The sequence below is a fragment of the Lacipirellula sp. genome (assembly GCF_965279485.1).
Classification (GTDB): domain Bacteria; phylum Planctomycetota; class Planctomycetia; order Pirellulales; family Lacipirellulaceae; genus Lacipirellula.
The window spans coordinates 622039-638426 of the sequence record NZ_CBDIIC010000002.1 but is presented as its reverse complement, the minus strand read 5'-3'; the positions used below and the strand labels follow the sequence as shown (position 1 = coordinate 638426).

General features: G+C 55.5%; 7 protein-coding genes. 4 read left to right on the top strand and 3 right to left on the bottom strand.

Annotation, left to right across the window (positions count from 1 at the left end):
* Nucleotides 1–68 precede the first annotated feature (68 nt).
* Both ACQY7R_RS10075 and ACQY7R_RS10070 read left to right on the top strand, forming a co-directional pair.
* Nucleotides 69–5246 carry a DUF4011 domain-containing protein gene (locus ACQY7R_RS10075; RefSeq protein WP_428305472.1) on the top strand — a complete coding sequence of 1726 codons (5178 nt, stop codon included), beginning with the start codon at nt 69–71 and terminating at the stop codon, nt 5244–5246.
* Nucleotides 5240–5860 carry a DUF6940 family protein gene (locus tag ACQY7R_RS10070; protein WP_428305471.1) on the top strand — a complete coding sequence of 207 codons (621 nt, stop codon included), beginning with the start codon at nt 5240–5242 and terminating at the stop codon, nt 5858–5860. Before ACQY7R_RS10075 ends, ACQY7R_RS10070 begins: the two co-directional genes overlap by 7 nt.
* A gap of 14 nt (nt 5861–5874) precedes the next feature.
* On the opposite strand, the gene ACQY7R_RS10065 is transcribed toward ACQY7R_RS10070, so the two are convergent.
* Together ACQY7R_RS10065 and ACQY7R_RS10060 are read right to left on the bottom strand one after the other, a co-directional pair.
* A complete protein-coding gene (locus ACQY7R_RS10065) occupies nt 5875–10794 on the bottom strand; it encodes a carboxypeptidase regulatory-like domain-containing protein (protein ID WP_428305470.1) in 4920 nt (1639 codons plus the stop codon).
* An 18-nt stretch (nt 10795–10812) separates the two neighbouring features.
* Entirely contained in the window at nt 10813–11172 is a 360-nt protein-coding gene (locus ACQY7R_RS10060) for a BlaI/MecI/CopY family transcriptional regulator (protein ID WP_428305469.1), read from the bottom strand.
* Nucleotides 11173–12199: 1027 nt separating this feature from the next.
* Between ACQY7R_RS10060 and ACQY7R_RS10055 the strand changes: the two genes are divergently transcribed.
* Both ACQY7R_RS10055 and ACQY7R_RS10050 read left to right on the top strand, forming a co-directional pair.
* Nucleotides 12200–12790: a hypothetical protein gene (locus tag ACQY7R_RS10055; protein WP_428305468.1), complete on the top strand. Its 591-nt coding sequence runs from the start codon at nt 12200–12202 to the stop codon at nt 12788–12790.
* A 321-nt stretch (nt 12791–13111) separates the two neighbouring features.
* A complete protein-coding gene (locus ACQY7R_RS10050; protein ID WP_428305467.1) occupies nt 13112–15286 on the top strand; it encodes a hypothetical protein in 2175 nt (724 codons plus the stop codon).
* A 222-nt stretch (nt 15287–15508) separates the two neighbouring features.
* Here ACQY7R_RS10050 and ACQY7R_RS10045 read toward each other — a convergent pair whose 3' ends face one another.
* Nucleotides 15509–16261 carry a hypothetical protein gene (locus ACQY7R_RS10045; RefSeq protein ID WP_428305466.1) on the bottom strand — a complete coding sequence of 251 codons (753 nt, stop codon included), beginning with the start codon at nt 16259–16261 and terminating at the stop codon, nt 15509–15511.
* Between the last annotated feature and the right edge of the window lie 127 nt (nt 16262–16388).

Sequence of the window (16388 nt, the reverse complement as noted above, 5' to 3'; positions counted from 1 at the left end):
GTCGATATCATAGCTGAACTTTAGGCAAGGGCATCGGTCCGGCTTTAGTTCGTCGCCGCCTGAATGATATGCCTGCCACCTCTCTCCTTGAGGAGATGCCGCCCGATCGGCGGCTTCAATTGGGTCAATCGTCAAGAGCCTCACCTCTCGGCAGACCGCGGGACGCATTCGTCCGGCTTAGAATTGCACGCTCCATTCTCCTCCGTCACAATGGTCTGGGCAGCCCGGGGCAGAAGGGCGTCGCTTTCGGCTTTGCAGATGCTCTTCCTCCGTTCCGTGAGCCAATTTTTATGTCCCAGGTTGATCTGTCCGCGGAACTCAATCGGTTTCGCGAACGTCTTCTCGATCTTTCAAATCGTAACCCGCTGCTGAATTATCGCATCAGTCGCACACGAACGTTGGAGATCATCGATGAACGCCCCGAGCAGGTTTATCAGCGGTTAGTCATTGATGGCAAGCGATTCCGCTTTGACCCGCTTCCAGAAGTGGATGTCGAGGAAGATTCGGAAACATCTGTCGTCGCCCTCACGGTTTACAATGAGGAGTTCGCTGCGTCGGCCGAACGAACTGCAATGCCATCGGCGGTTCAGGAGAGCCCATCGAATGGCGAACGTGTCGTTGACGAGGCACGGTACAACGACGATCGGCTCCAAACTCGCCTTTCTGCCGCTCGGTTGGAGACTGTCGCCAAAGGAATTGCGGGCGAAGCCGTCACGATCATTGAGGAAACGGGCGTCAATTACCTCTTTCTTGCCATGGGGATGCTCGGATGGCGAGAAACAGATCAAGCTGAAAAAGAGCACTTGGCTCCGCTCCTGCTCGTGCCCGTCACGATCGATCGGTCATTCAACGGACGCACCCTCAAATACGAATACGCCGTTTCCTGGCAAGGTGACGAACTGCAATGGAATCTGTCGCTCAGCAAGAAGCTGGAGCGTGATTTCGGATTGCGGCTGCCAGAGTACGACGGAGAGCAGCCTCCCGAGAGCTACTTCCTAGCGGTCGAGCAAGTCATCCGCTCCAAGCCCAACTGGATCGTAAAGCGAGAACAACTCATTGGGTTCTTCGCGTTTCAGAAGATGTTGATGTACCTCGATCTTGAGCCTGACGCTTGGGAGAATCGAGGGGCACTCCACCCTGACGGCATCGCGGCTACCATCATCGCCGGACACGAGTCGGATGCGGGATCGAATCTCTACGCTCCCGATTACGATATCGACGAGCTCGTTGAGGCTAAGCGAATCAGCCTCATCTCCGATTGTGACAGCTCACAGCATTCCGCATTAGTCGACATTATCAACGGCAAGAATCTCGTTATCGAAGGACCGCCTGGCACCGGAAAATCGCAAACGATTACCAATGCCATCGCCGCGGCCCTCCACGAAGGAAAGACCGTGCTCTTCGTCGCCGAAAAGCTGGCAGCACTGAAGGTAGTGAGCGATCGCCTCAGCGAGTTAGGGATGGGAGGATTCTGCCTTGAACTCCACAGCGACGCCGGACCCAAACGCGTCTATCAATCGCTCAAAGAGCGAATGAACGCGATCTATAACAAACCTCACGCCCTGGAGGATGTGCGGCGAGATTTGGAACGGAAAAAGGCGACCGTGGCCGATTACTTGTCCGCTTGTGCGACCCCTATCGGTCCTTATCAAGAACCGTTCTATCAGGCCGTCTGGCGAACGATCGAACTCCGCTCCAGGGGCGTTCGCTCTGCTCGCCAAGTTTCGTTCAACGCGGATGTCAATCGAGCAGATTTTGATGAGAACGCTCAGTTGCTAGAGGCGTTCGTCGAGACTCTCAACGAGGTCGAGTCGCCTCGGCAGAACCCCTGGTGGGGATTTTGGACAACGACTTTCAATCCTAACGATCTGGAACCTGTCGCCACGCTCCTCAAACGATTGGGAGAGTCGGCGGCAGACGCTCGTCGTGAGTGCGACGCATTACATGCCGATTGCGGGGAAGGATTGTTGCAATGGATCTCCGCGAGCGATCATGGGTGCGTAAAGCTGGCGTCCGCGTTGGGGGATGATGCGAACGATCTGCCGTCCCAAGTCCCGTTGAAAGTATTACGCGAACCAGCGGTTCGTGCGTTGGCCAAGGAGTTCCACTCGCTTGTGCTAGCCGCCAAAGAGCTTGCGAGCGAGTCATCTCAGTACATGGCCGGGGAACGAGCTGATGCGGAACTATCCTCCGGCGAGGTTAGGCGGCTCATTGAGCGTCAACTCATGCCCACCGCTGGCGATACGTCTATCAAGATATTGCGAGTGTTGAAGTCGCGGGTAAGTACGCTGCTCACCGTATTGAACTCAGTCGACGCGATTGTTGGACAGCTTCAATCCCAAGGCTTAGAGCCGATTCGGAACCTGAAGGAGTATCAACAGTCGGAGGAACTGTTCCGACTGCTCAGGCATCCCATTCTCAAGTTAATCACTGAGCTGCCTCCGTCACTATTCCTCGCGAACGCTCCGGTCATCTTTAAGCAGGCACGCAGCGAAGCGACTTCTCTCGTCGCAACTCGGGAGGAACTCGGTAAGGCATTCCAGCTGGACGCCCTCCCGGAGTTCGAGAAGCTCCGCACCGTCTCCCAGCGACTTCGTCCCCATGCCGATCGCTGGTGGCGATTTCTTTCCAAGGACTTTCGCACCGGCAAGAAAGAGCTCCTGACATTCTCGCGGAGCGGGATCGGCAGCACGCCCGTCAAATGGATCGAAAGGCTTGAAGAACTTGAAGATCATCTGGCCTCGGAACGGAAGTTCGGTGATCGCAACGACCTGAAGCAGATTTTTGGGAGTCTATTTAATGGAACTAGCACCGACTGGGAGCAGGCCGGGACGCTTTTGAAGTGGGCGGCCACTGTCACCAATCGCGGGCTCGACCACGCATCGGCCGGCGAACTGCTTCGACACGCCTCCGGGGCGTTGCGAGCCCAGCAGATCATTGAGGCACGTCAGCAGTTGGCGGCTGAACTGGCTCAGCCCGGCGTCGCCAAAGCACTCGGCGTCGCCACGCCTTTTGAAACGGAATCGCTGGTCGAATTTCGTCGACGATCCGATGCCTTGCTGGCAGACATCAAATCATTTGAGTCAGCTGCCAATCCGCTGACGCTATCTGATGAGTTGACGTTGAGCGAGATCTCTCGTCGTGTAGACGTTATTCTCGAAAGTAAAAAACTTAGGGAGCGGTGTCTGGATCCATCGCTGTGGAAGTCCTTAGAGAGCTGGAATGGCGGTCTCGAAACTGATTGCGAGGGCCTTTGGAGAGCCGTCGATTGGGTGGAGCGAGCCTCGACACTGAAACTTCCAGCGGAGGCTATGGAGCGTTTGGTCGGTGAATCGGCGGCACCCGCCTGTCGACTGTTGGCGACGAGAGTCGAATCAGTGCAACGTGTGATGGAACGTTGGAAACAACTGCGAGAGCAACTCAGTGCCTCCGGGCGAGCTGACGAGAGCTGGCTGCCTTTGATCGATGCGGAGTCGGGGGACGTTATTGGGGGCGGGCTGACAGAGGCATTGGCCCAGCAGATCGACGAGCTGCCGGAATGGTCCGCGTTCTGCCGCATGCTTCTAAAATGCGAATCGGCACGACTTGCCACATTCACCAACCTGGCGATGGATGAGCAAGTCGAAGTCGCTCACCTTGCTGATTGCTATCGCCTTTCCGTGATGGAACGTGCGGTCGAATCAAAACTCTGGTCGACTCCGACACTAAAGGAATTCTCCCGGCAATCGCTGGAAAAGGCTCGTGAACAATTCAAGCATCTCGATCGGCAGCTTTTGCAATTCACCCAAGATCAGATTGCTCATGATGCGTCGAAGCGGCCTGCCCCCCCTGGCAATAGCAAAGGCCGCGTCGCAGAGTACACCGAACTGGGACTTGTCCGTCATGAGATTCAAAAGCAGAAGCGGCACTGTCGCATTCGTGATCTCCTATCACGGGCAGGGACTGCCGTTCAGTCTTTGAAACCCTGCTTTATGATGAGTCCCCTCTCGGTGGCCCAATACCTTGCTCCTGAGGGCGTACAGTTTGACCTGGTGATCATGGACGAAGCTAGCCAGATCAAACCCGAGGATGCTCTGGGAACTCTCCTGAGAGCGAAGCAGATTGTCGTTGTGGGCGATCCGAAGCAGCTGCCGCCGACATCGTTTTTTGATCGAGTCGACGACGGCGTCGTTGATGAGGAAGCGACGCCTCTCGACAATGCCGAGTCTATCCTAGAAGTGGCGATGAAGACCTTTCAGCCCGTTCGCCGGCTCCGTTGGCACTATCGTAGCCAACATGAAAGTCTCATCCACTTCTCCAATGATCGCTTCTATGATCGCGATTTGATCGTCTTTCCGTCCGCATCGACGGAGTCTTCCTCGCTTGGATTCCGCTATCACTTCGTCGAGAACGCATCGTTTGTCGGCAGCTGCAATGTCGAAGAGGCGAAGGTCGTTGCCGCGGCGATCATCGAACATGCCAAGAGAGCTCCGCACGAGACGCTCGGCGTCGGCACGTTCAATATGAAGCAGCGGGACTGCATCAGAGAGTGCCTCGACAAGCTTTGCGAACAAGATGCCACTGCACGTGAAGCAGTCGACCGACTGAATGAGAATCACGACAAGCTGTTCATCAAGAACTTGGAGAATCTCCAGGGTGACGAACGTGACGTCATCTTCATCTCGTATACGTACGGACCCGATCGTGACTCCGGAAAGGTGATGAACCGGTTTGGGCCCATTACCGGAGTCTATGGTTGGCGGAGGCTCAACGTCCTGATCACCCGAGCACGACGACGAGTCGAAGTCTTCACGTCGATGCGAAGTTCCGACATCTTAGGCGGGCCCGATCGAAGTCTCGGCGTCAATGCGATGAAGGACTACTTGGAATTTGCAAGAACTGGAACCCTCCCAGATCGTGGCCTTTACACCGGAAAAGCCCCTGACTCTCCCTTCGAGATCTCAGTGGCGAGCGTGATTACACGGATGGGGCTGAAGGTCGTGCCACAGGTCGGCGTCGCGGGATATTTCATCGATATGGGCGTGCTCCACCCTGAAAAAGAGGGGGACTTCCTGCTAGGAATCGAGTGCGATGGGGCGACCTATCACTCGGCCAAGTCGGCACGCGACCGCGATCGACTGCGTGAAGAGGTGATCAAGCGGCGAGGTTGGACTCTGCACCGCATCTGGTCCACCGATTGGTTCCTAAATCAGAAGCACGAAGAAGATCGTTTGACGAAGGCTATTCAAGCAGCCCTTTCATGCTGAATCAGTTACCCACGAGCAAAGCAAACATGTGGTCAAGCCGACAAGAAGCGTTATCAGTGGCGTCGGGAATGCGGATCGAGCTTGATCGAAACTCTCGCCCAGCCAACTTCAGGGAAGTGATCAACGCTTGGCAAACGGACGAATCATTCCGGGACATGTTCGGCTCACTTTTAGCATCGTCTCCGTTCACCGCATTCCGGTGGGAGACTCCAGGCGTCAATCAGTCAACGCTCGATCGTCCATTCGAGTTCGTCCTGCTCGACGATCCGCGATTGGCTCGCCAACCGGACGTGAATGCCTTTGCGAAACATTTTCCGAATGCTAACGAAGGGATCGCCACGTTCGCGAACCTCAGGGGGGACGCCCTATTAGTCGTTCCCACGCCGTTGACGGAGCAGAGTGCTTATGGGCACTTAGCGGCGTTCGTACGTCAAGCTCCTGAGCAACAACGGCACGCCTTGTGGCGGGCGGTTGGGATGGAAATGTCCCAGCGGCTGAGTGCAGAGCCGGTTTGGTTAAGCACCGCTGGAGCAGGAGTGTCGTGGCTCCATGTTCGCCTGGACGATGTGCCTAAGTACTACGGGCATCGCCCGTATCGACAAGCACCAGCTTGATCGACAACTGGCAATCACTCGGCGGCGATCCATGCTTGGCTCGACTTTCGGGGAAACGCATAGACGGATTCCGCCGAACCTGTTGGAGAGAAGCGACTGACGCCTTCGTCGGTAACAACCCACATGGCGTCATCCCCTGGGCCGCCAAATGCCATGTTGCGAGCATTCAACGAAGAAATCTCTACTGGCTCGCCCGAAGCCGACACTCGGCGGAGCGGTCCTTTGTAACTGCAGAAAATAGCATCGCCGTTGGTCGGATCGCATCCAACGACGAAGGGAGATTGGTCTTCGAGTGAAATCTCTCGGCGAACGCTCCCATCGACGTTACGTAGCCATAGTCGGTTTTTGCTCTTCGACACGTCGGGGTGTTCACGCTCGGCTAACCAAATACTGCCATCTTGAGGGTTCAAGCTGATCGACGCATAGCACCATCCGCCGACTGGCTCACGGAACAATACCTCGCCGCTGGTCGAAAGTTTGATCAACTCATACCCCGCCAACCAAACGGCACCCGCCTTCGCGTCGAACGCGATGTCGATCCCCCGCACGCCGGGGTAGGCTGCGATCTCCTGACCTTCTGAATCGAATACGACCGTCTGCCCTGTCTTCAGATCCCCACCGCCGGTCACCCAGATGTTGCCGGTTGCCGGATCAACGGCGAGAGCCGACGACTCAATTTTATCTAACTGCCAGATCTTGCTCCCGGCTAAGTCCAACGCCACCAGTCGATCGTCGACGTTTTCGAGGACATAGACGCGATTCCGCTGCCTGTTGACGGCAACCCGATGAGATCCGCCGACCGTTTCACACTGGTTAAGTCCCACATATTTCCACAGCTCTTTGCCATTTTCGTCGATCGCAATCAGCTCATCATGATGCTGGATGCCTTTCTCGTAGTTCGGATCGACGTTGTTGGCGATGAGCAAAGCTGGAGGCGAAGTTGGCTCGGAGGCCGCCTCGTCAAAGCGAGTGATCGGAAACCTTGCCGGACGTTCAAGAGAAACGTCAGTGAACAACGCTTCATCTTTTAATGCCGTGGCCACCGCCCGTTCCAAGTCCTCGCCGCGAAGATCCCTCGCTACTACGGTGCCATCAGGGCCAATGAGGAATGTGGCGGGCAAGGCACGAACCGTGTACTCGCGGGGAACCTGGCCGTTCGTTCCGCCAACGGCTCCCTGTACCCACGTTAGGCCTTGCTTGTCGACGAAGCGTTTGGCGATTTCCGTTGAGTTGTCGCACGACAGGCCGATCAATTCGAAGCGGTCATCATCGCCGAAGCGTTCATTGATTCGCTTGAACGTCGGCATTTCAGCGACGCACGGACCGCACCACGTCGCCCAGAAGTCGAGCACCACCAGTTTCCCTCGATAGTCGGATAGCCTTAGCGGCTCGCCGCTGACTCCTTCGGCGACGAACTCAGGGGCAACTTCTCCGGCATCTAGCGTGTCAAACAGGACGGCAGTGATGTTGCCGAGGTCAAACGGCTTGTGAGCCTGCTCGCTATCTCGCGGCGGGATGGTCACGTCGAACTTAGCTTGGCCGATCTCTTCGCCCGCTCCGCAGGCATTGGGAGTTGGCGGGTTGTTGACGGCAATCTTCAGTTCGTATTCGCCGGGAGGAACGTCAGGAATGGAGAACTTGCCAGACTTGTCGATAGGCCCCAGCATCCGAACGTAAAGATTATCTCCTGCGTCCTGTGGATCTCGCTTTCGCTGAAGGCTGGCCGGCTCATTCGTCGTCCAATCGACGTTGACGCTAGGCTGCCGGTCGAGAGCCACTTGGCCGACAACTGGTCGTCCGGTGCCGCCGATCATGACTTCAGCGGTCTCATGGGGAAGGACTTCAACTGAAGTTTGCCAGCCGGGGGCATGCTGCTGGCCCTGGTTAAATTCGGTAATGACGACTCGCGACACGATGCCTGGCCCAGGGACTGCTCGATCTAACGCAAATTCACCGTTGGCATCAGTGGTCGCTCGATATCCAAAATCCCACATGACCTGATGACGACGCGATGACTCGGACTTCGGGTTGAAAGTGATCTCGCGGCCAACATCGGGCTGATCGCCGACGACAGAACGTCCGTGTATCTTGCCCCAAGGTTTCAGTTCGATCCGCTGCTGGGGATCTAGCTTCTCAGCCTCGATCTCTGCATAACCGCTCTCGTGAAAGATGAAGACAATTGCGAGCTCGTCGCCTTGGGGCGGGAATTCGAAGCGGCCCTGCTCGTCAGTTTTCGTTACTTCCGCCCGATTCTGGCGACGATCAAATCTCCCGCCACTCATTGAAGCTCGCTTTTCAGCCGTGGCCCACCCGACCTCTGCTCCGATAGCTGGCTTCCCGTCTGAGGTGAGGACGATTCCTGACGCTCCACTTCCCGATTCCAACGGGAAATCAAACGTGACGGCACCTTCAGTCGACCGAAAAACTCGCGACGTCATCGGGAGATAGCCGGGAGCGACCACCTGCAAGAAGCGTCCTTCCATTGGCTCGTCGAACTTATAGCTATACTCGCCGCCGTTGAAAACTATGCCTCGATCACCGCTCCAATACGTCTGATCAGAGTTGGTGAATTGGTACCCGTTTCGTAGTTCGAATTCCTCGATGGGTTTTCCGGTCTTGGCGTCGGTGACCTTCCCGGTCACTTCGAGGACTGGATGCAGGACGACCCGCTTCTTGCCATCTTTAGGAGCGATTGGCGTACGGCGAGCAGACATGTATCCAGACTTCATAATGTCGCAGAGGATCGTGTCTGCGGGGGCACTCTTCCAGCTAACGAGGCCCTGGTCATCGGTATTCTCTCGGAACTCCAGCGAGCGAAAACCCCGCCAAGTATCGGAGGCGACCATGGCCCCGGAGATAGGATTGCCGGCGAGGTCGACGACTTCGACTTCGAGGTGGCTAGGGGCATCTAGCTCAAATGTCAGCGGCGGCGTCTCGTCGCTGACGGTCACTTCCTGCAAGGTTGGAGCAAATCCATCTGCTTGTGCCGTGACCAGCGATTTACCGGCTTTGCAATTTTTTAGGGCGAACTCTCCCTGATCGTCGGTGCGAGCGGTCGGAAGGTCCGTCCCAAAGCGATCGAAACCCAACCGGACGGCGGCTCCCTCGATCGGCTTGCCGCTGGCGTCCAGGATCTTTCCTTTGAGCTGTAACCCCTGCTTCAGCGTTAGGACGTTCTCTTTGCCGAGACTGACTTGCATCCCGCCATTCAGATAGTCGGGATGCTCGGCTCTAACCGACATACTCTGCGTGTCTCTAGGAGCACCCTCCCACTGCCAACGTCCATCCTTGTCCGTCGTCAATTTAGCCGGGGTGAAGACATAGCTGTCGAGTAACGGCCACGTGATCGGCATTGAAATTTCGATCTCGACGTTTGCCACAGGGTCGCCTGCGGCGTCGACGACCTGTCCCCCGACCGGTTGGCCATCGGTAAGAGCGAGTTCTAATTTCTTGGGAAGCTCGATTTTCGTTGCCTCGCTTCGCCAGGTGTAATTGATGGGAACAAAAAGAGCTTTGTCCGCGGTAAACCAAAGGTTATTGACTGTTTCGCCTTTGGCGAACTTGAAGACGGCTTTGCCCTCTTGATCGGTTTTGATTTTCTCGTTGAGGCGTTTTCCGCCAATGTTGCCGTGAAAATCAAACGTCACGTCAGCCAGGGGCTGCTTGGTGCTGGCGGAGACGACGCTTAGTTCCAGCTTCTCAACGGCATCCTCATTGTCGGAGGACTTGTCTTGTGCATCAGCTTCTTTTGCGTCGTCTTTAACTACTGCTTCGACCGGCTCTGCGGCCAGTCGCTTTACATTTACCGTGCCAATGACGCCAATGCCGATCAAAACCATCAGTGACGCGACGACAAGTCGCCAACGTTGGATCCGTATGGCTGCTAGACCGCGTTGCATCGCTTGAATCCGACGCCGGACTGAGGAAGGCCGAGCCATCGAGAGTGCCGCTGCTTCGCCGTCACCAGCGACTCGTAACGCAATCGTCGCCAAAATGCGACAGTAGCTTTGAGCGTCGTTCAGATAGCTGGCCGCTTTCGCGTCGCAGAGCTGATCACAGTCGTCGGCGTGAGCGACGCGAATCCGCCAGGCAAACGGGTGAAACCACAGCAGAATTGAGAGCCAGGACAGGATTTGGTTCCAGAGTAAGTCCCGTCCTTGTAAGTGGCTCAACTCATGGGCGAGCGAAGCACGAAGTTCTTCGCGGTTAGTGTCGGACGCTGCGGTCGCTGGTAGAAGAATTACCGGACTGAAGACGCCAACGCTGCAAGGAGAGGCGACGGCTTCGGATTGCCTGATCGAGATTGGTCCCGCATATCCCAACCAATTCGCCGCTCGCTTTGCCTCGTCAACGCTGCTAACGCCAGCGAGAGTTGAAGAATTAACCACATGAGTCAGCCTACGAATACCTAAAAACCAGCGTACTCCGAGCAAGCAAACTCCCGCTATCCATCCCATGCTGACCACGATAGGCCACGGGATAGCAGTCACGACTGATGATGGGGGCGTTTGTTGGGAGCTAGGTGCAAAAGGATCGAGGTCTTCAATGTTAGTCGACGTGTTCCAGACATTTTGGGCGGCTGGGGCAACGATCGGGGAAGCTTCTAATGGTTCGGAAGAGTGTCGACCCACAGGAAGGCCATCTGCGTTCATCTGAGCCGCAGCTTGAGTTACATCAAACGTCACCACAGGCGGAGCTGCAGGAAGCAATGCAACTTCGAGCTGAAGCTTGATCTGCGGTGCAGTGAGAATCGCCGCAATCCCCAAGCAGCATCCTCTCCACAGGAGGATACGCCAGTGTGGGTTACGGCGTGAGAGGAGTCCATGAAGGACCCAAACTACCGAGAGAAGTACAGTGATCCTGAGAACCGCCATCGTCGTCGCCGTTGCGACCGACGAGGAATCGGTGATCAACCAATCCACGATACCGTTCATACGAGACTCCCAGGCTGATTAGCCTGCTTGATCGTCTGCGAGACGTTTGAGTTCGAGAAGTTCTGACTTCGAGAGCTTTTCGGAGCGGATGAGATTCATCACTAGGTCTTTCGCGGACCCGTCGCAGTACGCATCGACGATCTGCCGAATCGTCGAGCGAAACGCCGTCTGCTGTCGAGTGACAGCTGTGTAGAGGAACGCCTTGCCGACTTTACGGCGGCTAACGTGTCCTTTTTCTAAGAGGACGGCCAGGTAGGAGCGTAATGCCGGGTTCTTGATCTGCTCAGGAAACTTTTCCTGCACTTCGCCGGGCTTCAATTCGCCATGGTTCCAGAGAATTCTCATCACGGCGAGTTCGCCGGGCGTGAATTGGCTCATGCGGCCCTCCTTTGATGTGCAGAGTCTACTGCACATGGGCCGGCTAAGTCAACACAAAAGTCAGGAATTCACGGCTGAATGATTCCGCTGCATCCACAGGCGGCTCTCATCGGCTCCATGAGCGTCTCTGCATGGCCTACCGGCTCCGTCACCGAGCGGAACACCAACGATTCGATCTGGTAGGGAATGGTAACTGAAGAATCTACGGTTCCGCTGCACGGGAGCATCCGAAGTCGCCTGCAGCCAGAGAAGTCTTGGCATCAAGAGCTTTGCTCGAGACTTGGAAGAATTGGTTTGCCTTGCTTGATGCCTGGAGCGAAGAACGCCTCAGCGTAGCGGCTCAAGTAAGCAGCTAGGCATCGCCGCGATTTATCAACGGCAACTTAGCTTTCGGAGTGAACAAGAAATCTGAGGAAACTCAAAGTACCGACGACTCGTAGCTACCCGGTAATTGCCGCGGATCGGGTGGCTGTATTCAACCTTCGCGGAAATCTTTTAGGAGTACTGTTATGGGACCAATGGGATGCATCGAACATCTGAAGTCAGTCGAAAGAACGCTAGGGCCCGAAGGATTCAAGGAGCTGGCGGGCCAGATTCACAGCATCAAAGATGATGTTTTCAGCTGCATGGAGCCCCAAGAAATCGAGCACCTGGCGACGATATCTGGAGCACACGCTGCTGGTCTGTACCTGCGGCAGGTACAGCACTCCTACCCTCACAACGCAATGTCCGGCTGGTCATTGAAGCATCAACTAGAAGCAATCTACGCCTTAATCGCGTGTGAGGTGGAGTGCCCTCTAGGACCCTTTACGGTGAACTTTGCTTCCGACCTTGAAGTTCAGCACGTCGTGGCGGAATTCAAGGAGTACCCAGTCCTTAGTTAAGTCTATCGATTCTGTTGAGTGCGTCGCGTGACGTGCCGCTCACAAAGGGCGAGGGGCCTTGGATTGCACTTGGCCCCTCGCCTTCGGCGGCGGGATCCGGAAGCCGTTAATAAGTGATTTTTTATTCTTCCAGGAGATTTGAGATGTTTCAGACTGACAGTGATTCAGAACTTCAACAGTGGGAAGTTCGTCAACGAGAGGCGAGAGTGCATATGATTGGCATTCTATCGAATGCCCTCAACTTTCTAGAGCGAGTGGACGCTCTCGAAATGGCAATCTCCACTCCGCCTGGTGAGAGTGATGCCCGAGGAGGAAAACAGGCTACCGATTTCCGCAACACTCACGCTTACTATTACAGCCTGCAAAGTGTTTGGGCGGATCTCCAAATGGCCATGCACCACGTTGGACAAAAGGTCGAGTTCATCGCGAATGATCCACCAGAAACTGAGCAGTTGCTCTCACTAGTCTTGGACAAAGAGATTGTCCTAGAGCAGCTCATTGCCGATCGCCTCATGCTGATGCTGGCATCGCCAGGTGCGGCGGATTTAGAAGAGCTGCAGAAAACCCATGATTCGACGAATGCCAGAATCGTTGATCTGGAAGACCAGCAGGTTCTCCTTACGAAAGCCGAACCCCACTACAATCGATGGGATCTTCAAGCTGACCGCACGTCATCATTCATCTATGGTCACCTTCCCACGTACATACGGCGTGTGGAAGAAGATGACATTTAAGGGCGTCAGAACTGAGTCCTCGGGAATGGCGGTTCAATGGACTGAACCGCATTTCTGCCTCATGCGTGCAGGACAACATCGCCCTCGAACGACCAAGCTATGAAGTTGTGCTGTGCTTGATTGAAAACAGGCCCACTCAGTGTGAGCGTAGCACCTAGTGAGCGTAGCAGCTTGAGTTTTGCGACTCCTGGAGAAGTGGCGTTCGGGAAGCTGACTGACAGCGTTGTCAGGAGCTCACTTGCAGTGAGAAAGAAGCCGTCATCTCGAATCGGTAACAATGGAAACTGAAGGAACCATTGAAATCGTGAGGGACGCATGGCCATGTCAATTGATGCAAATCCGCTCGCCTTCCGAGGCGTATCCTTCCTGACCAAAAAGGGTAAGTTCAAGCGACGGTATCTTCGGCAGGAGAAGCTACAAATCTGTGGCTTAAGCGAGGCGGACTTAGATGCCATCATCGAGCTTTTCTGTCCTGATCGCCCTTACTATGTGACGACTGGCAGTGGGGTCGACGATTGGTATGATCCCCATCGCCGGCTGAAGCCCGATGAAGTTCTCCGTCATCTGCTAGGAAACATTCTCCAGGAAATTATCCCCAAGCACGTGGCTCCGAAATGCTGGGGATGTACCAAATTCGTCGGCATTGACGTCGACTTTCATCCCGGTGAAGAGGACGATTTCCTCAGCCGTCGTCGACTTGTCCGCAAGGGCCTTCGCATTCTTGGGGTGCCGACTGAAGGCGTACTGGTCAGCGACACGCCATCCGGCGGAAAACATTACCGGTTCTTCTTGACTGAGGCAATCAAACTCGAACAGATCCCGTATGTCTTGGGCAAAGTGGGGATTCACCAGAAGCGTGGCCGCTTCGAAATCTTCCCCTGCAAAAAAACGGGCTATCGATTGCCATTCGCATTGCGGCCTGGCCACGAGCACAATCCCGCACGAGCCGGCATTTTCATTAGAAAGTTTATTGCCGGAGAAGTTCCAAAAGTTAACTGGATCGAGTGCCTCAGAAGAGCAGAGGCATTTGAGGCGAAGTATGGTGTGCCTCGTGAGCAGTTCCAAAGGAGCCACTCAAGCTCGCCAGTTTCTGCCCGCCCTGCCAGCTTTGCTAAACCGAAACTGTCGTCAGTCATCTGCGGAGTGTCAAAGCAGACGAGACTCACGGACGCGTCGGCGGCTGACGACCGAAGGATCGAACCAAGCTACGGAAGCAAGTCAGTCCTTCTGATGGATCAACTGTTCCTGACTGGAATTGCTGCCGCAGGAACTCGCACCCAAGTGACTCTCGACCTAGCCTGGCATTTCCGGTTCGTCCGGCGATTCACAGCTTCTGCGACCTGTGACACGCTACTCGAATGGGTTAATCGCACCGGACGGGAAACGTCGACGACCGTTATCGAAGATCTACGAGGCGGAACGCGAAAAGCAGACGCACATACTCGGGCCATCGTCGACTGGGTGTATCGTTTGCCAGAAGAGGAACGAGCTCCTCAAATGGCGAGAGGTCGATTTAGCCGAGCAGAAGTCGAGCATCTTCTCACGAAGCTGAAATATGTTCCAGCGAACGATCGACTAGAACTCGTTGAATTCGTTCTTCGCTGCCTGCAGTTCGCCAAACGACATGGGGCGTGTGACGAAACCGGTTGGGTGGCTGAAATCGCCGCCGGCGAAGTGATGCGATCCTGGCCACGATGTAGTGGCTCCTCGTACGTACGAAAACGTGAGATCCTGGCGGGAGCTGGACTGCTCCAAGTCGAGCGGGGCGAATGGAGAACGAAGAGTCGTTCAGGCCGAGCCCGCACGTATCGACTTAATGTCGAACGATCGTTATCCAGCGATGCCACGATGGAGCTTGAGCATGCGGTGGCGTATGCCTCCGCCCTTCTGAGCCAAGCCGGTGACGGTGACACAAGATCGTTGCGTCTGCAGAGTGAAAATGACAGCAAAGTGAAGGTTGTTATAAACAACCTGGAGAATCACGGTGGAGTCGGGGATCGGGGAATGGGAAACAAGGCTGAAGGTCAGACGCTCAAACTAGAACATACAACTCGTCAAAGCTTCCCATCGACGCACTCATTAGTGAACTCTAAGAAGGCCGCAATGGAGTCGCTCGCCAGCGAGTATATCTCTCTAAGAGTGGGAAACAGTTCCCTGCGGACTGGACGCGTGCCAAGTTCGGTGCCCGTCGAAGTGCAGCCTAGTCAGCCCCCTGCAATGAGTTCCTGGCACACTCCGTACCTGGACCTTCCGTTACCACCCGAGTGCCGTGACTGGTTGCTCCGCAACAGCGGTCCAGGCATGGGGATTCCAAAACGGTATCGGTTGATGATAGAAGTGGCCCAGCGATCGGTCCCGATCAAGGGGCCACTCACAGATCACTTACAGGCGGGGCTGCCTTCGGGATCCAGTGGATCGCCTGCCTTGCCTGAACCAACCAACGGAGTTTTACGAGATGCACGACATGGAGCAATCGTCCGGACCGGTTTTGGCTAACTCAGCACCGCAGGTGGCCGCACTAGGCCGTCGCCGTTGGGTGAAGCTCGCGGTCGACGAATCCCTGTTCGAACACCTGCATATTGCGGCAGCGAAGTCGGGAATGCGAATTACCCCCTACCTGAGGAAGCATCTGGAAGGAGCCCTGCCCTTCCCGAAGGGGAAATAGATTTAGCACTGGAAGTCGGCGACAGCCGCGTATCCGTTCGATTCAAAAGCCCCTCAGCTTCGCTGACTACCCTGCCCCGCTTCGCCCGTCGCCAGCAACGGCAAGATTAGCTCGGTTAGGCTAATCCACGTCTCCGCAAACAAGTCAGTCACCGCGGCTGATTGCACTGTCTCGCAAGCGTAAGGGAAACCCACGCCGATGCTGAACTGAAGGTTGGCGTCCGTAGCGAGCATCAAGTGATAACTTGCTCGAATCCATTCGTAGTTTGGTTTAACGGTTGGATTTGTTAAGTCCCCTGACTCGGAACCAGCGGCAGTCCTGAGGTCGGCGACCAATTGCCCGTCAACCACAGGGTTGCTTCGACCGATGTAGTGGCGTTGCAGCACTCGGACAATCGGCGAGGCTTCCGGTGATCGGCGAACCACCAAGTTGAGTTTGTCAGCACACCTTGTGACTGTCTCGACATAGCCTTCGAGCTCCATCTCCTTGAGTGCCCGAACGAATTGACGTCGGAACGCGTTTGGCACGGTAAAGTACGCTGATGCACCGTCAACGCTCAAGTCAACGGAAAGGTGAGGACGGGTGCCCGCGTCAACTTTGGAGCCTGGGATCGCTAGCGGCAAGAAGTCCCAGACGTGCTCCTGGAGTTTTCCGGTTATGCGACTCCGACGAGGCTCGTTCGGATCAACGCCAAGACGTGCTAAGTCTGGACGGTGCTGCACTTCGTCGCATAGACCCTGGAGTAGTTTCTTCGCTTCGTCGGTGCGGTAGATGTAAGGTTCTGAAAAACGGATTCCGTCAAACACGCACTGGCTCCGATGCTGGGGGCATTTTGAACGATCAGCCAAAGAAGCAATATAGCCTGGCGGAAGCTAGAGACATTACTGCACTCAGGATATTAAGATGGGTGGATGATAGATTCAGAAAAAAGTT

Coding starts and splice junctions, on each gene's coding strand:
- ACQY7R_RS10075 (WP_428305472.1), top strand. CDS start 69: ATGCCTGCCACCTCTCTCCTTGAGGAGATGCCGCCCGATCGGCGGCTT.
- ACQY7R_RS10070 (WP_428305471.1), top strand. CDS start 5,240: ATGCTGAATCAGTTACCCACGAGCAAAGCAAACATGTGGTCAAGCCGA.
- ACQY7R_RS10065 (WP_428305470.1), bottom strand. CDS start 10,794: ATGAACGGTATCGTGGATTGGTTGATCACCGATTCCTCGTCGGTCGCA.
- ACQY7R_RS10060 (WP_428305469.1), bottom strand. CDS start 11,172: ATGAGCCAATTCACGCCCGGCGAACTCGCCGTGATGAGAATTCTCTGG.
- ACQY7R_RS10055 (WP_428305468.1), top strand. CDS start 12,200: ATGTTTCAGACTGACAGTGATTCAGAACTTCAACAGTGGGAAGTTCGT.
- ACQY7R_RS10050 (WP_428305467.1), top strand. CDS start 13,112: ATGTCAATTGATGCAAATCCGCTCGCCTTCCGAGGCGTATCCTTCCTG.